At 66.2% G+C, this 22,718-nt stretch carries 16 protein-coding genes; 10 read left to right on the top strand and 6 right to left on the bottom strand.

The features are described 5' to 3' along the window. On the bottom strand, positions 1 to 2,277 hold the full coding sequence (locus tag ACFWQC_RS05990) for an acyltransferase family protein (protein ID WP_378674450.1): 2,277 nt from the start codon (positions 2,275 to 2,277) through the stop codon (positions 1 to 3). 91 nt (positions 2,278 to 2,368) lie between these two features. Further along, on the bottom strand, positions 2,369 to 3,250 hold the full coding sequence (locus tag ACFWQC_RS05985; protein ID WP_378674447.1) for a RecB family exonuclease: 882 nt from the start codon (positions 3,248 to 3,250) through the stop codon (positions 2,369 to 2,371). A 133-nt stretch (positions 3,251 to 3,383) separates the two neighbouring features. Here ACFWQC_RS05985 and ACFWQC_RS05980 point away from each other — a divergent pair, with 133 nt between their 5' ends. The 3 genes from ACFWQC_RS05980 (at position 3,384) to arc (ending at position 7,527) form a co-directional block, all read left to right on the top strand. Continuing rightward, on the top strand, positions 3,384 to 4,556 hold the full coding sequence (locus ACFWQC_RS05980) for a site-2 protease family protein (RefSeq protein WP_378674444.1): 1,173 nt from the start codon (positions 3,384 to 3,386) through the stop codon (positions 4,554 to 4,556). A 55-nt stretch (positions 4,557 to 4,611) separates the two neighbouring features. Beyond that, positions 4,612 to 5,613, top strand: coding sequence for a tRNA (adenine-N1)-methyltransferase (locus tag ACFWQC_RS05975; RefSeq protein ID WP_378674439.1), 1,002 nt, complete (start codon positions 4,612 to 4,614; stop codon positions 5,611 to 5,613). A 150-nt stretch (positions 5,614 to 5,763) separates the two neighbouring features. Then, entirely contained in the window at positions 5,764 to 7,527 is a 1,764-nt protein-coding gene (gene arc / locus ACFWQC_RS05970) for a proteasome ATPase (protein WP_378674436.1), read from the top strand. A 401-nt stretch (positions 7,528 to 7,928) separates the two neighbouring features. On the opposite strand, the gene ACFWQC_RS05965 is transcribed toward arc, so the two are convergent. Next, positions 7,929 to 9,707, bottom strand: a complete 1,779-nt coding sequence (locus ACFWQC_RS05965) for a hypothetical protein (RefSeq protein WP_378674433.1) — start codon at positions 9,705 to 9,707, stop codon at positions 7,929 to 7,931. A gap of 405 nt (positions 9,708 to 10,112) precedes the next feature. Here ACFWQC_RS05965 and ACFWQC_RS05960 point away from each other — a divergent pair, with 405 nt between their 5' ends. The 6 genes from ACFWQC_RS05960 to ACFWQC_RS05935 all read left to right on the top strand — a co-directional run bounded on the left by ACFWQC_RS05960 (position 10,113) and on the right by ACFWQC_RS05935 (position 18,197). Next, a complete protein-coding gene (locus ACFWQC_RS05960) occupies positions 10,113 to 11,603 on the top strand; it encodes a DUF3375 family protein (RefSeq protein ID WP_378674430.1) in 1,491 nt (496 codons plus the stop codon). Beyond that, a complete protein-coding gene (locus tag ACFWQC_RS05955) occupies positions 11,600 to 12,379 on the top strand; it encodes a DUF4194 domain-containing protein (RefSeq protein ID WP_378674427.1) in 780 nt (259 codons plus the stop codon). Before ACFWQC_RS05960 ends, ACFWQC_RS05955 begins: the two co-directional genes overlap by 4 nt. Further along, positions 12,376 to 15,762, top strand: coding sequence for an ATP-binding protein (locus tag ACFWQC_RS05950; RefSeq protein ID WP_378674424.1), 3,387 nt, complete (start codon positions 12,376 to 12,378; stop codon positions 15,760 to 15,762). The genes ACFWQC_RS05955 and ACFWQC_RS05950 overlap by 4 nt, the downstream gene beginning before the upstream one ends. Beyond that, a complete protein-coding gene (locus tag ACFWQC_RS05945) occupies positions 15,759 to 16,949 on the top strand; it encodes a Wadjet anti-phage system protein JetD domain-containing protein (protein WP_378674421.1) in 1,191 nt (396 codons plus the stop codon). Before ACFWQC_RS05950 ends, ACFWQC_RS05945 begins: the two co-directional genes overlap by 4 nt. A gap of 100 nt (positions 16,950 to 17,049) precedes the next feature. Beyond that, positions 17,050 to 17,610 carry a helix-turn-helix domain-containing protein gene (locus tag ACFWQC_RS05940; protein WP_378674418.1) on the top strand — a complete coding sequence of 187 codons (561 nt, stop codon included), beginning with the start codon at positions 17,050 to 17,052 and terminating at the stop codon, positions 17,608 to 17,610. Continuing rightward, positions 17,610 to 18,197: a PIN domain-containing protein gene (locus ACFWQC_RS05935; RefSeq protein WP_378674415.1), complete on the top strand. Its 588-nt coding sequence runs from the start codon at positions 17,610 to 17,612 to the stop codon at positions 18,195 to 18,197. Before ACFWQC_RS05940 ends, ACFWQC_RS05935 begins: the two co-directional genes overlap by 1 nt. 837 nt (positions 18,198 to 19,034) lie before the next feature. On the opposite strand, the gene ACFWQC_RS05930 is transcribed toward ACFWQC_RS05935, so the two are convergent. Next, a complete protein-coding gene (locus ACFWQC_RS05930; protein ID WP_378674412.1) occupies positions 19,035 to 19,499 on the bottom strand; it encodes a MaoC family dehydratase in 465 nt (154 codons plus the stop codon). A 91-nt stretch (positions 19,500 to 19,590) separates the two neighbouring features. Between ACFWQC_RS05930 and ACFWQC_RS05925 the strand changes: the two genes are divergently transcribed. After that, on the top strand, positions 19,591 to 20,346 hold the full coding sequence (locus tag ACFWQC_RS05925; protein ID WP_378674409.1) for an SDR family NAD(P)-dependent oxidoreductase: 756 nt from the start codon (positions 19,591 to 19,593) through the stop codon (positions 20,344 to 20,346). A gap of 63 nt (positions 20,347 to 20,409) precedes the next feature. Here ACFWQC_RS05925 and ACFWQC_RS05920 read toward each other — a convergent pair whose 3' ends face one another. Continuing rightward, on the bottom strand, positions 20,410 to 21,615 hold the full coding sequence (locus ACFWQC_RS05920; protein WP_378674407.1) for an acyl-CoA dehydrogenase family protein: 1,206 nt from the start codon (positions 21,613 to 21,615) through the stop codon (positions 20,410 to 20,412). Positions 21,616 to 21,632: 17 nt separating this feature from the next. Beyond that, entirely contained in the window at positions 21,633 to 22,670 is a 1,038-nt protein-coding gene (locus ACFWQC_RS05915) for a phosphotransferase family protein (RefSeq protein WP_378674405.1), read from the bottom strand. Between the last annotated feature and the right edge of the window lie 48 nt (positions 22,671 to 22,718).

Raw genomic sequence — 22,718 nt, 5'->3', positions numbered from 1 at the left:
TCACCAGACCTCGAGGCGCTCGCCCAGGGTGCGACCTAGCTCCTTGGAGTAAGTCGCGGTGAGATGGTGGCCGTCGCGATGGGTGATGGTGTCGCCGACGACGGTCGTGCAGATGCCGACGCTGTCGCAGAACATGTCGTCGAGGTCGACGGTCTCGACGCGTGCTGACTTTGCCGCCTGCATCTGCAGGTCGGCGCCGTCCTGCTGGCTCTCGAGCGGCTTGTAGGTGCAGGGCGAGAGCGTCTTGTTGCTGCTCAGGCACGTGGCCGGGTCGAACTGGAGCGCCGGTACGTCGCGCAGCCACACGGTGCGCTTGGCGACGGGCTTCACCTGGTCCAGGAGGCGCTGGTAGCCGCGGTAGACGGCGCGGCGTACGTCTGCGCGGTCGGTGTGGCGGCCCGAGGAGTCGTGGTAGGCGGCGCTGATCGGGCGGGAGGAGATCAGCAGCAGGTCGGGGCGGAGCTTCTTGACCGAGGAGAGCATGAAGTCGTGGAAGTCGTCGCACGACGTCATCGGGTCGGTGCTGTCGATCTTGTCGGGGGTGACCAGCGAGACGGTGCACTGCGGCATCGCCAGCATGTAGGCGCGGTAGCCGGAGCGCTCGGCGATCTCCTCGACCGCGGGCGTCCAGTGGCGGGCGTGGGAGTCGCCGATGACCACGATCGTCTTCTCGGCGTCGGCGTCACCGCGCGGGCACAGCTTGCGTACGTTCGTCGAGTAGTAGTTGCACTCGCCGACCGACTCCACGTCGTCGGAGAGGTTGGTGAGGCCCGGCTTCAGGTTGGTGGGGATCGCCTGGTTCTTGCGCGCCGCGAGCACCGAGGCCTTCAACAGCGCCGGGAGCGGGTCGGGCTCCTGCGCCTTGGCGGCTGGCGGTGCGGCGCTCGACGCGGGCCGGTCGGGCTGCTTGGACGGCCCCGAAGAGGCGGAGGAATCTGCCTCGGCCAGCGTGATCGCCGGCTGGTAGCCGTCGCGGGCGGTCCCGGTGGCGTAGGTGTTGGCGCCGAAGCAGGTCACCGCGACCAGGGTGATGCTCAGCGGGTAGAGCGCCACCGGGCCCAGCGTGGCGGCTCGGCCGAACGCCGGACGGCGCCAGAGGATTCCGCGCCGGAACGGCTCCTCGACGTAGTGGTAGGAGAGCCCTGCCAGGCCGAACGCGAGCGCGACGAGGAGCACCTGCTCCCACCAGCGCAGCTCGCGGCCCAGCTGCAGCTCGGCGAGGACCGGCACCGGGAAGTGCCACAGGTAGAGCGAGTAGGACCAGTTGCCGACGACCTGCAGCGGCGGCACCGACAGCAGCCGGCCGACCACCGTCGGGCCGTGCCACAGCGTGCCGGCCACGATGATGAAGACGCTGCCGAGGACCGGCACCAGCGCCGGCGTGCCCGGGAACGGGGTCGCGTCGTTGAACTGCAGGCAGGCGCAGACGATGAAGAACATCCCGAACGCCGAGAGCACCTGCGCCCGCCACCGCGCGGTGGCGTCCTGCGGTCCGTCGTCACGGAACGCGATCGCCGCGATCGCGCCCAGGCCGAGCTCCCAGGCTCGGGTGAACGGCGAGAAGTATGCCGCCTCCGGGCTGGTCCGGGTCAGCACCGCCGAGGCCAGCAGCGATGCCACGATGACGACGCCGAGAGCGATGACCAGCACGCGCCTGCGTCCGCGGGGGTCGGGCGTGGCGGGACCGTCCGGCGTGGCCCTCTCGCTGCGCCGTTTGATCGCCCACAGGCACCCCAGGATCATCAGGGGCCAGACCAGGTAGAACTGCTCCTCGACCGCGAGCGACCAGAAGTGCTGCAGCGGCGAGGGCGGCAGCGCCGCCGAGAAGTAGTCGGTCTCCAGCGACGCGAACCGGAAGTTGGCGGCGAACGCCGCCGACCACAGCGCGTCTACGGCGATCTCGCGGGTGCGTACGAAGCCGAGGAAGAGAGCTGCGTAGACGACCGTCGCGAGCAGCACCACGGTCGCTGCCGGCAGGATCCGGCGGGCCCGACGCGCGTAGAAGCCGAGCAGGCTGACCCGGCCCTCGGTGCGTACCTGCCGCATGAGCTGCTGGGTGATCAGGAAGCCCGAGATCGCGAAGAAGACGTCGACGCCGACGAACCCGCCGGTCAGCGATCCGAACCCGACGTGCAGCGCGACCACCGCGAGCACCGCGATCGCGCGGAGCCCCTGGATGTCGGGGCGGTGCCGAGACGAGGTCGTGCTCTCGCTGGTCGAGCCGGTGGACGAGTCCGTCGAGCCCACGAGCAGCCGCACCTCCTCAGCCAAGCGCATACGTCACATTCGTCGCGACGATAACTCTCGTAACCGGCCGATCCTGGTAGACGCGCCTAGGCCGTGTCTTTGGGAGACACGGCCTAGGGCCCTAGTCGAGATCGACGTCGTCGCCGGCGGCGACGGGGCCTGTGGTCGCCGGGAGCGGGGGAGGAGTGCCGCCGAACGCGGGACACAGCGACTTATGGGCGCACCACCCGCACAGCCGCCCCGGGTTCGGCTGCCACTCACCGGCCTCCTGGGCGGTGCGGATGGCCCGCCAGATCGCCTCGGCCTTGCGCTCGGTGGCCAGCAGATCGGCCTCGTCGGGCACGTAGCGCAGGATGTCGCCCGAGCCGAGGTAGATGAGCTGCAGCATCGCCGGCACCACTCCCCGGGTCCGCCAGATCACCAGAGCGTAGAACTTGAGCTGGAACAGCGCTTTCGCCTCGTACGCCTCGCTCGGCACGCGCCCGCTTTTATAGTCCACCACGCGGATCCGACCGTCGGCGGCGACGTCGACACGGTCGATGAACCCGCGCAGCAACAGCTTGGAGTCGAGCAGCGCCTCGACGTAGTGCTCGCGCTCGGCCGGCTCCAGACGCCGCGGGTCCTCCAGGTCGAAGTAGCGCCGCAGCACCTGACGGCACGACTCCAGCCAGCCCTCCTCCGCACCCTCGGTCTCCGAGGTGAACAGCGTCGCCAGGGCCGGGTCGAGGCTGCGCACGTCCTCCCACGCCTGCTCCACCATCGACCTCGCCTGCCGGGGGGTGCGCTCGGGAGCGGGCAGGTCGAAGAGATCCTCGAGCACCTTGTGCACCACGGTCCCGCGCGCGGCCGCCTCCGAGGGCGGCTCGGGCAGCTGGTCGATCGTGCGGAACCGGTAGAGCAGCGGGCACGAGGTGAAGTCGCTCGCGCGGCTCGGTGAGAGCGACCCCAGCACGTTGACGCCGTCGACCGGGGTCGACAGCGATTCGGCAGGTGAGGTGCTCATGTGAGCGACACTATTCGCAAGCACCGACATCCGAGCCTTGCCCGGCGCTTCCGCCGGGCAAACGGGAGGAGGTCGAGCGGGTCGAGACCAGGGTCAGCACTCCGTTCAACCGTCCTTAAAGTACGCTCGGAATGTGGCAGACCCTGACCCACGCCCCGGCGGCGACAAGCCGGTCGAAGAGGCGGCGCCCACCTCCCGAGTCCCGGGCACGATCAAGGTCGGCTCCGTCGCCGGCAGCGACGTCCTGGTGACGCCGTCCTGGTTCCTCATCGCCGCGCTGATCGCCTGGTTGATGGCGCCCCGGATCGATGCCGTGGAGCCGGGCCTGGGCTGGTTGACGTACGTCGCGGGCTTCGCGTTCGCGGTCGTCCTCTACGGCGCGGTGCTGCTGCACGAGGCGGCCCACGCGATCGTCGCCAAGCGACTGGGCTACCCCGTGGGCGTGATCATGCTCCACTTCCTCGGCGGCGCGACCGCGGTGGAGAAGGAGGCGAAACGGCCTCGGGACGAGTTCTGGATCGCTGTGGTGGGACCGCTGGCCTCGCTGGCCGTCGCCGCCGCTGCTTTCGGTGTCTCCTTCCTCACCCCCGGCGGCCTGATCGGGCTGTTCGTCACCGGCCTGTGGTTCACCAACCTCTTCGTCGGCGTGCTCAACCTCGTCCCGGGCCTGCCCCTCGACGGCGGCCGGTTGCTCAAGGCGGGCGTGTGGGCCGCGACCGGCAACATCAACCGCGGCAACATCGTCGCCGGCTGGGCCGGCCGGGTCCTTGCGGTCGTCGTGCTGCTGTGGCCCTTCATCCAGGGTCAGATCCTCGGAGTCCAGCCCGACCTCACCGACTACGTCCTCGCTGTCATCATCGGCGTCTTCCTCTGGAGCGGTGCCTCCGCGGCGATCATGTCGGGGAGGGCGCGCATGCGGCTCCCGCTCCTCGTCGCACGCGACCTCGCCCGCCGCACCCTGGCCGTGCCCGCCGATCTCCCGCTCGCCGAAGCCGTACGCCGCGCCCATGAGGTCGAGGCAGGCAGCATCGTCACCGTGAGCAGCGGCGGCGAGCCGATCGGTCTCGTCCACGAGGGCGCGCTCCTGGCGACCCCGGAGGACCGTCGTCCCTGGATGGCCACCTCGACGGTCACCCGCCAGCTCGAGGACGGCCTCACTCTCCCGGCCGACATCGACGGGGAGTCCCTGATCCAGGCGATCTCGAAGACCCCGGCACCCGAATACCTCCTGGTCGAGCCCGACGGCTCGATCTACGGCGTACTGGTCACCTCCGACGTCGACGCGGCCTTCCGTGCGGGAGCCTGAGCCGGACCGCGCCGCGGTTTGCCGGGTTGGCCGAAAGAACGGGTAGCCTCGGCGGGTGTCAAGCGCTGATATTCCAGACATTCCGGCAGAGGCCCGAGCGGGCGTGCACCGCGGGCCGCTTCGTGAGGGCGAGTGGGTGCGGCTGACCGACACCAAGGGTCGCCGCCACAACTTCGAGCTCGTCGCCGGCAAGCGCTTCTTCTCCAACAAGGGCCACATCGACCACGACGAGCTGATCGGCCGCGAGGAGGGCTTCACCGTCACCGCCTCGACGGGCGGTGAGTACCTGGTCTTCCGTCCGCTCCTGTCGGAGTTCGTGGTCTCGATGCCGCGCGGTGCCGCCGTGGTCTACCCCAAGGACGCTGCCCAGATCGTGGCGATGGCCGACATCTTCCCGGGCGCCTCCGTGGTGGAGGCCGGGGTCGGCTCCGGTGCCCTGACGTGCTCGCTCCTGCGCGCGGTGGGCCCGTTCGGCAGGGTCACCTCCTTCGAGCGCCGCGAGGAGTTCGCCGAGGTCGCCCGCAAGAACGTCGACCAGTTCTTCGGCACCCCGGCGGGGGAGTCCCACCCGAGCTGGTCGCTCAACCTGGGCGACCTCCAGGAGGAGCTGCCTCGCCAGCAGATCCGCTGCGACCGGCTGATCCTCGACATGCTCGCTCCGTGGGAGTGCGTCGACGCTGCGGCCGAGGCGCTCTACCCCGGCGGCATGGTCTGCGCGTACGTCGCCACCACCACCCAGCTGTCCCGCTTCGTCGAGACGGTCCGCGCCCACGGCGGGTTCACCGAGCCGCAGGCTTGGGAGTCGCTCGTTCGTGACTGGCACGTCGAGGGTCTCGCGGTCCGGCCGGGTCACAAGATGATCGGCCACACGGCCTTCCTGGTGACGGCGCGAAAGCTGGCGCCGGGCGAGCGCGCGCCGCGCAAGACACGCCGACCTGCACCCGGGGCGTACGGATCCGACTACACCGGCCCTCGCCCGGCCGACATGCCGGCGCCCGAGCCCGTCGTGGAGGTCTTGCCCGAGACTCTGCCTGATGCTGGCACCGAAGTGGACTGAGTCCGCTCTGCAACGGGGCACATCTTTCCGGTGTGCCACGGGTTGACACGAACTTGGCCGTTGTCGACGAATAGTGTCCAACACCGGTAAATCCTTCTCCTCTCCTGCCCCTCACCCTTGTAGGGTCGAGGAAGTAGAGGAGGTGTGCTGATGTCGACATCCGATGGATTCCATTCCGAGGGGCGCAGCCCCGAGGAGCTCGAGAGTCATGTCCGTTTCCTCGAAGCTGAGGTGACCGACCTGCGGCACAGACTGACCGAGATGCCCGGTTCTTCGCGTGGCCTGGAGGCGCGGCTCGCTGACGCGCAGCGCTCCCTGGCCGCCGTGACGTCGCAGAACGAGCGACTCACCGTGACGCTTCGGGATGCCCGAGACCAGATCATCAAGCTCAAGGAGGAGGTCGACCGGCTGGCACAGCCGCCAGCAGGCTTCGGCACCTTCATCGAGCGCAACGAGGACGACTCGATCGATGTCTTCACCGGCGGGCGCAAGCTCCGGGTGACCGCATCGCCCAACGTCGACCTCGACGAGCTGCGCTATGGCCAGGAGGTCATGCTCAACGAGGCGCTGAACGTCGTGGCCGCGATGGAGTACGAGAAGGTCGGCGAGGTGGTGATGTTCAAGGAGCTGCTTGCCGACGGTGAGCGCGCCCTGGTGATCGCCAATGCCGACGAGGAACGGGTCGTACGCCTTGCCGAGCCGCTCCTGCAGGACGCGATCCGCGCGGGTGACTCGTTGCTGCTCGAACCGCGATCGGGCTATGTCTACGAGAAGGTTCCGAAGTCCGAGGTCGAGGAGCTCGTCCTGGAGGAGGTGCCCGACATCTCCTACGAGTCGATCGGTGGCCTCGCCGGCCAGATCGAGCAGATCCAGGACGCGGTCGAGCTGCCGTACCTCTACCCCGACCTCTTCATCGAGCACCAGCTCAAGCCACCCAAGGGCGTGCTGCTCTACGGCCCTCCGGGCTGTGGCAAGACCCTGATCGCGAAGGCTGTCGCCAACAGCCTCGCGAAGAAGGTCGCCGCGAAGACGGGAGCGGACGGCAAGTCCTACTTCCTCAACATCAAGGGCCCCGAGCTCCTCAACAAGTACGTCGGTGAGACCGAGCGCCACATCCGCCTGGTCTTCCAGCGGGCTCGTGAGAAGGCCGCGGCCGGCACCCCGGTGATCGTCTTCTTCGACGAGATGGACTCGCTGTTCCGCACACGTGGCACCGGTGTCTCCTCCGACGTGGAGAACACCATCGTCCCGCAGCTCCTCTCCGAGATCGACGGTGTCGAGGCTCTGGAGAACGTGCTGGTCATCGGCGCCTCCAACCGTGAGGACATGATCGACCCGGCGATCCTGCGCCCGGGCCGTCTGGACGTGAAGATCAAGATCGAGCGTCCCGACGCCGAGGGTGCTCGTGACATCTTCTCGAAGTACCTGGTCACCGACCTGCCGTTGCACCCGACCGACGTGGGCGAGTTCAACGGCGACAAGCGGGCCACCGTCGACGAGCTGATCCGTACTGTCGTCGAGCGGATGTACACGGAGTCCGAGGAGAACCGCTTCCTGGAGGTCACCTACGCCAACGGTGACAAGGAGATCCTCTACTTCAAGGACTTCAACTCCGGTGCGATGATCCAGAACATCGTCGACCGGGCCAAGAAGATGGCCATCAAGTCGTTCCTGGACTCTGGCGAGGACTCCGGCCAGAAGGGCCTGCGGGTGCAGCACCTGCTCCAGGCCTGCGTGGACGAGTTCAAGGAGAACGAGGACCTCCCCAACACCACCAACCCCGACGACTGGGCCCGCATCTCCGGTAAGAAGGGCGAGCGGATCGTCTTCATCAGGACATTGATCACTGGCAAGCAGGGCACGGAACCGGGTCGTTCGATCGAGCAGGTGTCGAACACAGGTCAGTACCTATAAACGGCAAACTCATAATCCGCCCGTGACCAGCGGTTTTGGTCACGGGCGGATGTCTGTTGGTCGGCGGTTGGCGCGAGCATCGGCCGTGACTCCGGCTGAAAATCGAACTCAGAATGCGATGCTCGCGCGTGGACCGTGTCCACGCATGAGTGTGCAGATGACCCATCCGGGTTGCCTTCTTCGCAGAGCGGTGACGGCGGGTGACCCCAAGTCACATGACGGGTTGAGCTGTCGGGTCGATGCCTTCGCGTCCGGCGCCTTACGTTCGCCTCGGGGCGAACTTGCGGTGGAAGGACGTAACGTCAATCGTCTCACCGCGACATCTACTGCGTTCTCGGGCGTCCCGTCTTCGGCGGTCCCTTGGGGCTACTACGCATCCCAATCGTGGCACCGGCCGACCGCTATACAGACCCGCCGACCATCAAGTCGTACCCACTCGCAACCGCTGCGCCCCTGGCGCCGTTAAGAAGTGTTTCCGCGAGTCGAAGACGACGGCCATCTACAGAGGCCGGCGCGGCGAGCGCGGCAGTCCGAGCGGTCTGGGTTATGTGCGGCTGTACGACTATGACCCGGCCCGGTGCGCGTGGGGACCGCAGACGCAGATGATCGATGAGACTTGTTCGATTAGCCTCTCGCTCGCGGTACAGCCAAACGGCGGGCCGAGGTACTGGTGAGTTCGCCAGCGCACTTAAGATTGTCTGTTGGTCAAGGTAGCGCAGATTCTTAACTGCTTGGCTTGACACCACCTCGAACTTGCTGGCACTGATCCCTCGAGCAGGATTGGAAGATCCAGCTGCTTTGACGTGGATCAATGTCAGTTCGTCGTTGTTGTCGAGCAGTACGAAGTCAGCCACTTCGTTTGCGCCGTCGTCGCAGGTCAGATAGCCGCGACCACCAAACTGAGACACGACCCAGGAGAAGAGTGACATCTCGCCAGGTTGCGCGATCCTGTCGTGGATGTCTTGCGGGCTTTTCGACGTGGGCTTTTCGCGACACACGTCATACCCGGCGTAGTCGAGCCATTGCCAGCCCGGAAACTCGGCGTCCTGAAGGGTTGCACTCCAAATGGCATTGTGCGTGATCGCGTGCCCCGATTCGTAATGCACAGTCAGCATCTGACTCCCATTGAGTGCATCTTGGACCTGGCGTGCAACAGTCGGATCGGTCTGGGGGCCGCGGAATCCAAAGTTAAGGTTTACGGCACTCGCGGACGATACGACGCAACCCAAGGTGCCGCCGAAGCGACCATCCATGGCCACATCAAGCTCGAAGTTGGCTGACCCAGAAGTACCGCGGACGATGACAGAAGCCCTTGCTAGCACCTCTGCTGCGGCCTCAACGTCAGGCGTGACTTCAGTGGCTGGAAGGTCTTCCAAAGCACACCAAGTCAACTCGTACGCATCAGACACTAGCGATAGATCGTGAACTTCGGCCGCCAGCCACGGGAACGGTGCATCATCAGACAGTCCTGCATCTATGCATGCTGCCAGGGCCCGAAGTAGGTCTCGGACGCTTGAGACGTAGTCGAGCAGCGACTCGGACGCTTGGAGCCACACCTTCGCTCGTCGCGGAGTCACGCCGATGACACCAGTGAGTGCGCTGTAAAGAGGATCGGGCGCGACCTCGGCACGCGCGGATCCCATCGCATAGGTGCTGTCCTCAATCGGTGTCAGCGCATCGCGCAGGCTTTGACCGCTCAATGTCTTGGAGTCTGCCTTCGTACGCCTGTGCCCATGAGTGGCCCTAAGCCACAGCCCCCGTGCCTCGCCAGAGAGTAGGGCCGCATTCAGGACCCCCGGTGAAACACGACGAAACATCGGCGCAGGAGAACTGTCGAGCCATCGTTGGATCTTCTCTTCCAACGCTCCATCGCAACTGATTGCAACCAGACTTATTCGTCCAGTCCAAATGCAAAGGCGATGCACAGTGTCTCGGAACTCAAAATCTTTCGCTGCCCACGATGGCTGTTGGGTGTGCACCGACACGATGGCGTCGATGCCGAGCGACTCGCCGTCATCGAGGTCTAATCTCATCTGATCAATGGCATCATTCGAGATACCGTCGGCGATGATTTCGACCTGCTGAGACCCGCGAGTCCTCGTAATCAGCTGAGTCAACTCTCGCCGGAGCAACGACATCGCACGGTCAAAGTCGTTGAGGTCGGAGGTAAGTACGAGCACTGATTTGTATGGGCGCAGTTGTTGCGCGGGAACGAGAGGAGCCCCCGTAGGTAACGCCACCATGGTAAGAGACCATAGAACGCCTCTGTTCTCCTCGGATGAGATTCCACGAATTTATCCGCACGTCACCAGTCTGCAGAACTCACCGCAGAATTCTGTGGGCCGTTCCAGGCGTGAAGAGTAGGTGTGGTTCGGGTCCAAGGCGTGAGCGAGTGACTATGACCGAGGCCAGGTGGCCCGCGGCGAGGGCAGCGTCTGCACCTCGAGTTCTGCCTGATCTATGTCACGTGCTCTGACGGGTGCCAGATCTTCTGGACTGCGGTCCACAGGTGAGGCGTTCGACCAAAACTGTCGGTGGTTCCGGTCACACTGGACGCGTGGATCAGGAACGCAGGGGGAGTGAGCGTGGCTACTGACATCGAGGGTGACGTCGCCCGCATCGAGGCTGCCCTTAACACGCCGACCCTGAAACTGTTGGACCGCAAGTCGGCCAGCGTCGCCTTGCCGCTGTTCGCCAACGCCTTCCCCGAGGACGCTCAGCCGGTTCCGGTCGAGCAGTTCCACACCGTCATCGACGCCTTGCTCGATGAGTTGCGCGCAGGGGGATACCCCATGGCGAATAGCGGCAGCGGGAAGTCGCTGGCCATGCAGTGGGTGCGCGAGCGCTGGCTATTCCGTGACCCGGGCCGTGGCGAAGAGACATACCAGCTGACCGGCAATGCTAAGCAGGCGCTTGAGTACGTCACCCGGGCGACCAGGACCCAACTCAACGTCTCTCTGTCGCGCATCGAGACGATGCGTCGGGTCGTCTCAGAGGCGGCTTTGGCAGCGAACCCGGACCGTGAAGAGCGCAAGCGCCGGCTCGCCGAGGAGATCGCCCGGCTGCAGTCCGAGTACGAGCACCTGAACTCCGGCGGCGAGATGCCGGAGACGACCGAGTCGGAGCTGACCGAGCAATTCTCGAACGTGCTGCGCGAGCTCGACGGTCTGCCGTCAGACTTCCGTCGCGTCGAAGAGGCGGTCCGCGACATGCATCGGAGCGTCACCAAGAAGTTCCGCGAGGAGGAGCGACCCGTTGGGGAGGTGGTCGACGACTACCTCGAGCGGTCGGCCAACCTGCTGACCGCAACCGCCGAGGGTCGCGCTTTCAACGGCGCGCTTGAGCTGTTGCGCAAGCGGGACTGGCTGACGAGCCTGAGGGACGACCTCGAACGCATCCTGGCTCACCCGCTGGCGGGCATGCTCCTGCCCGACGAGACGCGCCAGCTGCGCACCGCCGTGGATGTGATCCGCCGCGGGATCAACGATGTCCTGGGTCAGCGCCAGCGCCTCTCTGCCACGCTGCGCGAGCACATCGAGAACTACGACCACATCCGCAACCGCGAGCTCGACGCGGCCTTGAAGGGAATCGACCGCGAGACGCGGGTATGGATGCAGTCGGCCCGTGCTCGTGACAGGGTGGATGTCGAGATCATCCCGCCAGCCATGGACATCGCCGCGCTTCGGTTCCGCACGTTCGACCCGGACAACGAACGAACTCCTGAGCCGCTCGAGGACGTGTCCAGCCAGGCTCCGACCGCGCTGTCCCTTGATGAGATCCGCAAACAGGGCGGGCCAACCCTCGATCAGTTGCGCCGGCGCATCGACGAGCAGTTGACCGCGGGCGATCTCGAGTCCGCCGCGACTTTGTTCAATGAACTTCCCGTCGACCTACGCCGCCCGGTGGAGATTCTCGGCCTGATGCATCTGCTCACGCGCATGGGAGCCGAGATCGACCCAGTATTACGAGAGCGGGTCCTGGCCGTACGTCCGGACGGGAGCACCCGTCGGTTCCTCATGCCGGCCATAGCGATCCAGGCGGCGGGCGACGCCGCCAACAAGGGAGATCCACGATGACCGACTTCCTGCCCGACGACGAGCACATCGCGGCCGACGAGGGCCCGGCAGCCTTCCTCGATGCGTTCGACGATCTCGCGCCTAACGTCGAGGACGAGGGCGAGGTGCGGAGCCTGGCGGGTTTCGAGGGCGACACCGGCACCCTCTATCCGGAGCAGCGGCGCTGCCTACACGCCCTGCTCAAGCACCGGTACATCTCCGCCGACCGGCACCCCGAGCAGTGGGCGGTCCTCCTTGCCGACCAGGACCTGATCAAGAGCCGCCTAAATGACCTGTACCTCGAGCTGCACGTCGACCGCGAGTATCAGGTCGCGTTCAAGCGCCACGCCCGCACCGAGACCGGCGACCGGCTGCCATCGTTGCTGAGCGATATCTCGCACCAGAAGGAGGAGACCATCGTCTTGGTCCACCTCCGCCAGAAATTCTTCGCGCAGCGCCAGGAGGGCGACGACGCCGTGTTCATCGACCGCCAGAGCCTGATCGACGAGGTGGCCGACCAGCGGCCCGAGCACGCGACGAACCGCTCCATGGATCAGAAGCGCGCCGACAAGGCGATCGACAACCTGAACACGGCGGGCGTGCTGCTCAAGACCGGCGACCCGGACCGGTTCCGGATCTCGCCGATAATCGAGGTCCTGATGCCGATCGAGAAGCTCCGCGCTCTGCTGACGTGGTTCATGACCCAGAACGGCACCGACGACAGCCGGCCGAATGACACCGGCGGCGGCGTCGCCAATGACTTTGCCTCGTTGTTCGAAATGGAGGAAGACGCATGACGCTCGAGATGGCTTTGCCCGCTCAGCCTTCCACCGACGCCGCCCGTGCGCAGTGGCGCGTGGAGTCTCTCCAGATGGCGAACTGGGGCGGCTTCCACGGCCGGCACGAGGTCCGGTTCTCCCCGGGATCCACGCTGATGTCGGGCGCAAGCGGGACCGGCAAGTCGACCGTTCTCGATGCGTACCTCGCGTTGATGATGCCTTCAGATATCCCGTTCAACGGGGCGTCCAACGACGCCGGCGGGCGCGCCCGGTCTGCCGACCAGCGAAACCTGCTGACCTATCTGCGCGGCAAAATGGACACGAGCAGCGTGGACGGCTCGGACGAGATGCGTGACCAGGTCCAGCGCGGCGGCAACGGCGAGCCGATCTGGGGCGCGCTGGCCGGCACGTTCATCAACGACGGCGGTCGGCGCTACACCATTCTGCGCATCTACTTCGTGAAGGCCGGCGCAACCGTGACCGGCGACGTCACCACGACGTATGCGGCCTTTGAAGGTTATCTCGACATCTCCCGCCTGGAGCCGCTCGCTGCGTCCCGCTTCGAGAAGCGCACACTCAAGGCGGGCATCCCGGGATTGGCGACCTTCAATACGTTCCGGGAGTTCGAGGCCAACATCCACACCCGCTTGGACATCGGTGGCGGGGACGGCGGCCGAAAGGCGATGCGCCTGCTCGCCCGGGTCCAGGCGGGCATGGAGGTCAAGCGAGTCGACGGTCTCTACAAAACGATGGTGCTCGAGCCGCCGATCACCTATGACGCCGCCGATGCCGCCCTCGCGCACTTCGCCGATCTGGAGGCCTCGTACGCCAAGATGGTCGATGCCGCGAGCAAGGAGAAGGCACTTGCGCGCCTGCCCGGTCTGCAGAAGGACCTGGCTGACGCCGACGCTACGGCGCTGCTGATCAGCGAGTTCGGGGCCGATGACGACGGGCCCTCCCCGTTCCGGCTCTGGCGGCTGTCGACCGAGCGTGAACTGCTAGACACTGCCGTAGCCGAGAATCGCCTCGAGCACGGCACGACCTCCACCGCATTCGACCAGGCGAAGTCCGACGAGTCCCAGCACGAGTTGCGGCTCGCCCAGATCGCGGAGGACAAGCGCACCAACGGCGGCGAGGCGATCGACGAGCGGAAGCGAGAGATCACCCGCCTGACTGACAGCCGCGATGAGGTCTACGGCGCCAACATCAAGTTCCAAGACCGGACCGAGGCCATCGGGCTCGTCGTGCCCGAGACCGCGGAACAGTTCGCCGAGGCGCAGCAGACGGCATCGGACTTCTTGCACGACTTCGATGCTCGCGAGACTGAGCTGGCCGCCGATGAGGAATCCATCAGAGCCGAACTGACGCCGTTGATGACCCAGCAGTCCGAGTTGCTCGGAGAGAAGGAGTCTCTCACCGGTCGCGCCGGCATGGTCCCTCGACGGCTGCACCTCGCCAGGGTGCAGATGGCCGAGGCCGCCGGACTGGATCCGATGGACGATCTGCCGTTCGTGGCTGAGCTCATCGACGTCTTGCCGAACGAGGAGCATTGGCGCAAGGCCGTCGAGACGACCCTGAGCGGCATCGCTCGGACCATCCTGATCGACCGCAACGTACGCAGTAGACTGTCCACGGCGATCGATGGCATTTCGATCAGGCCACGGATGCGCTTCCAGGCAGTCACCCTGACCGAGCACGAGGACTGGCAGGGACATCCCGACTTCGTCTCTGGCAAGCTCGCGTTCAAGGATTCGTCCTTCTCTGCCTGGGTCCAGGACCGCGTCAGCGACTCCGGGGCGGACCACCTGTGCGTGCCCAACGCCGCAGCTCTCAACGGCCACGAGCCGCGCGTCACGCCGGCAGGGCAGACTCGAGACGGCGACCGGGGTGCTCACGGAGAGTCAGGAGAGGGTGACATCATTGGCTTCTCCAACAAACGCCGGCTCGCTGACATCGAGGCGCAGTTGGCCGCGCTGCAGCCGCAGATCGACGCGGTCCAGGAGCAGATCAAGACCGTGCGCGCCCGCGCCAGCGACCTCCGCCGGCAGCGCGATGCTCACCGCTACGTCCAAGATGCCGACTGGCTTGCCATCGACTGGCTCGGCATCGACCGACGGATCGGTGAGCTTGAGGACGAGATCGGAAGGCTACGCGCCGCGAACTCTGTTCTCGACGGACTCGAGGCCGAGGAGGAGCGGATCACGGCGCTGCACAAGGAAGCGACCCGAGTGAAGGTTCTCGCCGAGGAGCGCCTTAAGGAGCTGGCCAAGGAGCACGGCGACCTCGTCGGTGACCAGGACATCGTCCAGGACGCAGTCGATGCCATTGTAAACGCTCAGACCGCGACCATCACCGACGAGCAGCAGGCATACCTGGACGCGCTGTTCGCTGACAACTGGGATGTCACCAACCTAGGCTCGTTCAACTCGAGCATGACGGCAATGCGGAAACGCCTGCGGGACGAGTCCTCATCCGCTCGACAGAGCGCTTCCCGGACCACCAGTGCGATGGAGAACATGTTCGAGGCGTACAAGGAGCGCTGGGACGAGCACAATCTTGGCACTGCCGCCGCATCGGCCGACGGCTATCGAGAGATCCTCGACCGCATACGAGCCGAAGGTTTACACGAGCGCCGCGACCGCTGGCGTCGCGAGCTTGCGGCCTGGTCCAGCGATGACCTGTTGGGCCTCAACGACGCGTTCGACCTTGCGCTCGAAGATATCGAGGACCGGCTTGTGCCGATCAACCGGATCCTCGAGAAGCTTCCGTTCGGTGGCAAGGGTGTTCTGCAAATCAAGTCGCGCCGCCTAAGGAGCGACGATCTGAGCAAGTTCCGACGTGGCCTGCGCGAGCTCTCGTCCGGACTGGCGCTCGAGCTGTCCGACCAGCAGGTCGCGACGCGGTTCACGAGACTGCGCGAGTTCATGACCCGCATCCGTGTCCCTGACGGCCACTCCAAGTCCTCGACCTCCCAGCGCGACCGTTACCTCGACGTGCGCCAGCACGTGGTCATTACCGCGGTCGTCCTCGACGAGAACCACCACGAGGTCGCGACCCACGACTCCCTGGGCGGGAAGTCCGGCGGGGAGACCCAGGAACTCGTCGCGTTCATCGTCGGCTCTGCACTGCGCTACCAGCTCGGCGACGAGACCCGGTCGCGGCCCAGGTTCGCGCCCGTGTTCCTGGACGAGGGCTTCGTGAAGTCCGACAGCGAGTTCGCCGGCCGGTCGGTTAGGGCATGGCAGGACCTCGGGTTCCAGCTCGTCATCGGTGCGCCGCTGGACAAGGTCACTGCCCTTGAGCCGTACATGGACCTGCTGCTGACTGTCACCAAAAACGATCGCGGCTACTCCTTCGTTGTCGACCTACAGGACGGCTCTGACGCGGGAGAAGTCGCATGAAGGGGCCTGAGGCTGTCGTTGCTGACATCCGACGCCGGCTCATCAACAAGTGGCACACCGATCTGGTCGGAGACGAGACCGCGTTCCCGCACCCCTTTCCGTTGGGACGTCCGTCCGCTTCCGATCTGCGTGCCGACTACACCAAGGTCCACGCGCAGACGATTGTGTGGCAGGACTGGGCCAGGAGTCGCGGCGTTGAGCTCGCCTACGAGACCCGCATTGCCAAGGGTGGAACCAAGCAACCCGTTCCCACCCACCTGCGGGTCGATTCGATGGATCGCGCCGCCACCATCGTTGGCGAGACCTGGCCCGGTCGTCTCGAACGCGGACGCATGCGTCTCGACGTGCTGCGCGAGCGATACCCACAAGTTGTTGACGCCGGCCGAACGATCCGGCTCATCGACCCGTACTCGACGGTCGACTTCGAGCTTCTACTGACCGTCGCCGACTGGTATCTCGAAGACCCCAGCCGGGCTGCTCTCGGCATCACTCCGCGCCAAGTGCCAATCCCCGGCGTCCATGCGAAATGGCTGCAAAACCACCTAGCCGGTGTCTACTCCCTCACGGGCATCGCCGATCTCGGGCTGCTGGCCCGTCATGCGCCGCGGATCCATTTCACTTATCTGGATCCCGGCTATCGGGCATCAAGTGCGCGTCTTCACGACTCGGCCACCGTTGGTGATGCGTTCACTCCGGGGTATCTGCCCGAGGTCGTCGTCATCTCGGAGAACAAGGACACTGCCATCCACTTCCCGCCGCTCGCCGGGGGCATATCGGTCGAAGGCGTCGGCAAGGGCGGGAAGACGCCCGCGTCGTTCCCGTGGATCCGGAATGCGCCAGTGGTCGTGTACTGGGGCGACATCGACCGCGACGGTTACGAGATCCTCAACGGCTACCGGATCGACTTCAACCGCGACATCGACTCGATCCTGATGGATCCGGCGAGCTACGAGAAATATGAGGAGTTCGGCACCAACCTTGACCAGCACGGCAAGCCGCTCGCGGCAGGCGAGCCGAAACCCGTAGACAGGCTCCGGGTCGACGAGCGAGCCATGTACCTACGACTTGTGGGCGCCCAATGCGCCGGCCACCGACGGGTCGAGCAAGAGCGGATCCCGCTAGCTCAGGCACTTGATGTCGTTTTGGAAACTGTTGACCGCGCTCGTATGCAGACCGAACAGCCCTGACCCAGAGCGGCGGACCGCCCACGGATCGAACGGCCCTTTTCGAGTCGCAGACGACTTTCGGTTGTTTCGGTTAGACTGGTGTGGTTGGAAGGGAGGCGGTATGTCGAACACTGCCGCGGTAGAGGCGAATGACGGTGGGCGGGATGTCCATGCGTCGGAGGCGATGCTCAGGCTCATCGCTGGCGCTGGCGCGGGCCGAGGCGAGGGGCCGTCGTCGGCGTTTCAGGGTGCGGTGGTGCTGGTCAACCAGATCTCCGCGCCACAGTTCGCTGCGCTTCGCAACGCGTTGGTTCACGGCGAGGGGCCGGTGCAACTTACGGCGGGGGAGTCGTCGATCGTTATCGAGGGTGAGTTCCTGGACGCGGTTCGTGCGATCGTGATGGCGGTCGACGCCGGCCATACCGCTGCCGTGGTGGACCCGGTGCGGGTGGCCGAGGACCGCGAGCTCACGAGCCAGCAGGCCGCTGATCTGCTCAACGTCTCCAGACCGCACGTTGTGCAGTTGGCCAAGAGCGGGCGCCTGCCGCATCGCATGGTGGGCAACCGGCATCGTTTCCGGCTCGCTGATGTCTTGGCATACGAGGACGTGGCGCGCCAGACCCGTGCGGATGCACTGGCTGGGATGATGCCAGCCGAGGGGTATGACGAGGACGACTTCTGATGGCATCGGCCCGCCCGGTGGCGGTGCTCGACGCCTGCGTCCTCGTTCCCCGAGCGCTGCGGGATCTGCTGCTCTCGTGCGCGGACACGGGTGTGTTCCGGCCGGTGTGGGAGCACGAGATCGAGGACGAGATGATCCGTAACCAGGTCAGGCTCGATGTCGAGAAGGGGCGTGACAAGGACGGGTGCCTTGTTGCCGCCGAGCATGCCCGCGACCAGATGAACCGGGCGTTTCCGGACGCTCGGTTGAGGACGGAGGTGTGGGTCCCGCTGGTCGGGCAGATGACGAACGCCACCAAGGATCGCCACGTCCTGGCCGCCGCCGTCGGGTCGGGTGCATCTCGCCTGGTGACGCTGAACCTGCGAGACTTCCCTGACCGGTCGCTGCCATCTGGGATCGAGGTCCAGCATCCAGATCGCTTTCTGTTGGACCAGCTCGCCAGGGACGAATACGCGGTGATCTCCGCGTTGGTCGCGATGGCAGGCCGCCACGTCCGGGCGCCGCGGTCGCCAGCAGCGCTTGCGCAAGCGTTCGCCTCTGGACAGTTCGTTCCGCGGTTTGGCGCTGCCGTGCTCGACAAGATCTGACGCAACGTGGCGCCCGAGGACACATGTCACGCAGGGCGCGCGCTCGCCGGCATACCCAGTGAGCACGTTGACTGGACGCCAAACAGGTGGGTCGTTCGTGCGGTCCTGCCGTTGACCGGCAAACGCCTTAGGCGCTTTCGACGACTCACGCGACTGTTCTGGTCGCCTCGGCAGAGCGACCAGACGGGAGATGTCGCGCCGTGGACAGATACGTGGTCGAGGGAGCGATCAACATGGCGCGAGCGAACGGCGTGGATCGCTGGCGATGAAGTCTTCGCGGTGGACTACCAGATCTGCCCTCGCTGCCGGCTGGGCTGGGTGGAGCAGCCGTGGACCCACGAGGAGTATCGGCGAAGTGGTTTGGCTGCGGCAGGGCTTTCTGCGCTGCGTGACGAGAATCCAGGACTGGCGTGGCACACGCTCGGCGTGCATATGCCCGAATCGCGAGGATTCTGGGCTGCAATCGGCGACAGGGTCATAGGTGCCTACGCCCGCCGACCGATCTGCTCGCACAGGAGTGCCGGATAGCCGGGGTGGTCTATCGATAAGCGGTGGGATGGTTGTGGACAGTGTCCACATCAGGCCGGATATCCGGCCACGTCCCAGGGTGTCCCCACGCTTGGTGGGCCCCGAGAATCGCCCTGGTGTCGACCGTCTTCATCCGCACGCTCATCACCGGCAAGCAGGGCACCGAGCCCGGTCGTTCGATCGAGCAGGTCTCCAACACGGGTCAGTACCTGTAGTCCTCAGATTCAACCGAGATCGGCCTGTCACCTGCGGATACGCGGTGGCAGGCCAGTCTCGTCTGCGGGTTGTACGGTGCGCCGGTCGTTGGCCTCAGTCTGCCGTCGGGAGAACCAGCATCAGCGCCTCGATGACGCATGCCGGACGCTCCTGGTCCTCGATCTCGATCGTGTAGCGCACCCGCGCGAGGACGCCGGGACCGGAGTCGTCGGCCGAGACGATCCTCGCGCGGGCCCGTACGCGATCTCCGGGGCGTACGGGGGAGAGGAACCGGACCTTGTCGAGCCCGTAGTTGAGGGCGCGGCCGACGTTGGCGAACGTGAACAGGTCGTTGCTCAGGCGGGGGACCAGCGACAGGGTCAAATAGCCGTGGGCGATCGTGCTGCCGAGGTCGCTGCCGGCGGCCCGTTCGGTGTCGACGTGGATCCACTGCCAGTCCTCGGTCACGTCGGCGAAGGACGTGATGCGGGGCTGGTCGATCTCGAACCACGGTCCGGGGCCGAGGTCGGTGCCGGTGGCGGCACGTACGCCTTCGATCCCGTCGAGGGTCAGGGTCATCGATTCCTCCTGGATTGAATTCGGTTCAGGTATCGTACGACGTGGCAAGTCCAGTCGTGATGCACATCCACCGAGTGAACGGAGTGAAGAGATGGGTCGATTCAAAGGTCGCGTCGTCGTGGTTACCGGGGCCGCGCGCGGCATCGGGTACGCCTGCGCCCAGCGTTTCGCGGAGGAGGGCGGTCGGGTCGCGGTGCTCGACCTCGATGACACGGCTGCCAAGGAGGCGGCCGCACAGCTTCCGGGCAGCGGCCACCTGGGCCTCGGAGCAGACGTGGCTGCCTCGGCGAGCGTCGATGAAGCGATCGCACGCGTGGTCGACGAGCTCGGCGGGCTGCACGTGCTGATGAACAACGCCGGCATCACCCGCGACAACCTGCTCTTCAAGATGTCGGAGGCTGACTGGGACCAGGTCGTCGACGTGCACCTCAAGGGCGCGTTCCTGATGTCGCAGGCACCGCAGAAGCACTTCGTGAAGCAGCGCTACGGCAAGATCGTCAACGTCTCCTCGACCTCCGCGCTCGGCAACCGCGGCCAGGCCAACTACTCGGCCGCCAAGATGGGCATCCAGGGCTTCACGCGCACGCTGGCGATCGAGCTCGGTCCGTACGGCGTCAACGTCAACGCCATCGCTCCCGGGTTCATCGCCACCGAGATGACCGACCAGACCACGGCGCGTCTGGGGCTCGAGGCAGAAGAGTTCCGCCGGCTCAACGCGGAGGCGAACCCGGTCAAGCGGGTCGGTGTGCCGGAGGACATCGCTGCCACCGCGGCCTTCCTGGCGAGTGACGAGGGGTCCTACATCACCGGTCAGACGCTGTACGTCGACGGCGGCGGTAAGCTCTGACCCCGAGCCGAACGCGCTGCTCCCCGTGGCCGGGCCGCGAGGTCCGACCGCCGGGGAGCAGCTTCAGCCGACGTACGGCGGGGTCTTCCGCATCTCCATCCGCGCCACCGTCCGGCGATGCACGGCGTCGGGGCCGTCGACGATGCGCAGGACACGCGCCCAGGCATAGAAGTACGCCAGCGGGGTGTCGTCGGAGACGCCGGCACCGCCGAAGACCTCGATCGCGCGGTCGATGACCGCAGTCGCCATCGCCGGCGCCGACACCTTGATCGCGCTGACCTCGCTACGGGCGGACTTGGCGCCGTAGGTGTCGATCTTCCAGGCCGCGTCGAGGACATGGAGTCGGGCCTGATCGATCTCGATCCGTGACTGCGCGATGTGGTCCTGCACGTTGGCGTAGTCGGACAGCGGCTGTCCGAACGCGACCCGGCTCCGTGCGCGTTCGACCATGAGAGCGAGCGCGCGCTCGGCCATGCCGATGGCCCGCATCGCGTGATGGATCCGCCCCGGCCCGAGCCTGGCCTGGGAGATGAGGAATCCATCGCCCTCGTTGGCGAGAAGGTTGGCGGCCGGGACGCGTACGTCACGGAAGACGATCTCCGAGTGTCCGTGCTGGTCCTGGTAGCCGAAGATCGGCAGGTGCCGTTCGATCTCGAGGCCCTGGGCATCTCGAGGCACCAGCACCATCGACTGCTGCCGGTGGGTCTCCGCGTCGGGATCCGTCTTCCCCATGACGATGAAGATCTGGCAGCGCTCGTCGGCGACGCCGGTGATGAACCACTTGCGGCCGTTGATGACGTAGTCGTCGCCGTCACGGGTGATGAGGGTGGTGATGTTGGTGGCGTCGGAGGAGGCGACCTCCGGCTCGGTCATCGCGAAGGCCGACCGGATCTCGCCGGCGAGGAGCGGTTCGAGCCACTGCTTGCGCTGCTCGTCGGTGGCGAACAGCTCGAGGGTCTCCATGTTGCCGGTGTCCGGCGCCTGGCAGTTGATCGCCTCGGGCGCGATCACGGGCGACCAGCCGGAGATCTCGGCGACCGATGCGTAGTCGGTGTTGGTCAGGCCGGAGTACCGGGGCAGGAACAGGTTCCACAGCCCGCGCCTGCGCGCCTCGTGCTTGAGGTCCTCCATGACCGGCGGATGCGTGTGCTCGCCGTGCTCACGCAGGTGTGCGTGCCATACCGGTTCAGCGGGGAAGACATGGGTACGCATGAAGTCCCACATGTTCTCGCAGGCCTCCTGGGCCTTGGCTGACGGTGCGAAGTCCATCTACGTGCTCCTTGGGATCAGATCAGGTCGAGGCCGGCGCGGGCGAGCGTGAGGATCTCGTCGTCGAGGTTGCCGAAGTCCTGCCCGCCCATCGCTCCCTCGCGCGATCTGTTGGCGACGCCCTGGGCGATGACGGCGAACTTGAAGTGGGCCAGCGCGATGTGGAAGTCCAGATCGCCCAGTGTCAGCCCGGTCGCACGGGCGTAGCGCTCCAGCAGCTCCGAACGGGTCGGGAAACCGGGTTGGTCGGTGACGGCCGGCGTCAGCGAGGAGATCGCCCGTTCACCCGGGTGGCGCCAGAACATCAACGCATAGCCCAGGTCTGTGAGCGGGTCGCCGAGCGTGGACAGCTCCCAGTCGAGGACCGCGTTGATCTTCCCCGGGTCATCGAGGTCGAAGACGCAGTTGTCCATGCGGTAGTCGCCGTGGACTATCGAGGTGGCCTGTTGCGTGGGCACGTGGTCGGAGAGGCGGCGCGCAAGCTCGTCGACCTCGGGAACCTCGTGGGTGCGCGAGCTCTCCCACTGCCTGGTCCAGCGGCGTACCTGTCGCTCGGCGTAGCCGGCCGGCCGACCGTAGTCGGCCAGGCCCACCTGGTCCGGGTCGACGGAGTGGAGGGCGGCGAGGGCGTCGATGAAGGCGAAGCCGAGCCGCTGGCGCTCGTCGGCGGTCGCTGCGTACCCGGCGGGGAGGGCCTCACGGATGACGTGACCGGGGACGCGCTCCATCACGTAGCAGCGGATCCCGATCAGCTCGCCGCCGTCGGCCTTCACGATCCGCGGCACGGGTACGGGCGAGCCCGCCAGTGCTGACTGCACGCGGGCCTCGCGGAGCATGTCGTGAGCGCTCGGCAGCAGCTCGCCGGTCGGTGGGCGGCGCAGCACCAGCTCGCCGGCGGGGGAGGAGAGCAGGAAGGTCAGGTTCGACTTGCCGCCGCTGATCAGCTCGGCTCCGACCTCGCTCCACCCGGTCTTGCCGGTCTCCTCGACCAGAGCCGGCGCGAGTCGTTCCAGTCCCGCCAGCTCGGCCGCCGTCGCCGTTGCGATCTCGGTCATCACGCCTCCTGTCGCTCGGATGGGCCGTACGCCCTTGAAATTGAAGTG

This window comes from Nocardioides sp. NPDC058538, from assembly GCF_042719275.1.
In the GTDB taxonomy this organism is placed as follows: domain Bacteria; phylum Actinomycetota; class Actinomycetes; order Propionibacteriales; family Nocardioidaceae; genus Nocardioides.
The sequence above is the reverse complement of the archived record's forward strand: the minus strand, read 5'-3'. Positions and strand labels throughout refer to the sequence as shown.

Coding starts and splice junctions, on each gene's coding strand:
- ACFWQC_RS05985 (WP_378674447.1), bottom strand. CDS start 3,250: ATGAGCACCTCACCTGCCGAATCGCTGTCGACCCCGGTCGACGGCGTC.
- arc (WP_378674436.1), top strand. CDS start 5,764: ATGTCGACATCCGATGGATTCCATTCCGAGGGGCGCAGCCCCGAGGAG.
- ACFWQC_RS05920 (WP_378674407.1), bottom strand. CDS start 21,615: ATGGACTTCGCACCGTCAGCCAAGGCCCAGGAGGCCTGCGAGAACATG.
- ACFWQC_RS05915 (WP_378674405.1), bottom strand. CDS start 22,670: ATGACCGAGATCGCAACGGCGACGGCGGCCGAGCTGGCGGGACTGGAA.
- ACFWQC_RS05955 (WP_378674427.1), top strand. CDS start 11,600: ATGACCGACTTCCTGCCCGACGACGAGCACATCGCGGCCGACGAGGGC.
- ACFWQC_RS05930 (WP_378674412.1), bottom strand. CDS start 19,499: ATGACCCTGACCCTCGACGGGATCGAAGGCGTACGTGCCGCCACCGGC.
- ACFWQC_RS05935 (WP_378674415.1), top strand. CDS start 17,610: ATGGCATCGGCCCGCCCGGTGGCGGTGCTCGACGCCTGCGTCCTCGTT.
- ACFWQC_RS05945 (WP_378674421.1), top strand. CDS start 15,759: ATGAAGGGGCCTGAGGCTGTCGTTGCTGACATCCGACGCCGGCTCATC.
- ACFWQC_RS05925 (WP_378674409.1), top strand. CDS start 19,591: ATGGGTCGATTCAAAGGTCGCGTCGTCGTGGTTACCGGGGCCGCGCGC.
- ACFWQC_RS05950 (WP_378674424.1), top strand. CDS start 12,376: ATGACGCTCGAGATGGCTTTGCCCGCTCAGCCTTCCACCGACGCCGCC.
- ACFWQC_RS05940 (WP_378674418.1), top strand. CDS start 17,050: ATGTCGAACACTGCCGCGGTAGAGGCGAATGACGGTGGGCGGGATGTC.
- ACFWQC_RS05990 (WP_378674450.1), bottom strand. CDS start 2,277: ATGCGCTTGGCTGAGGAGGTGCGGCTGCTCGTGGGCTCGACGGACTCG.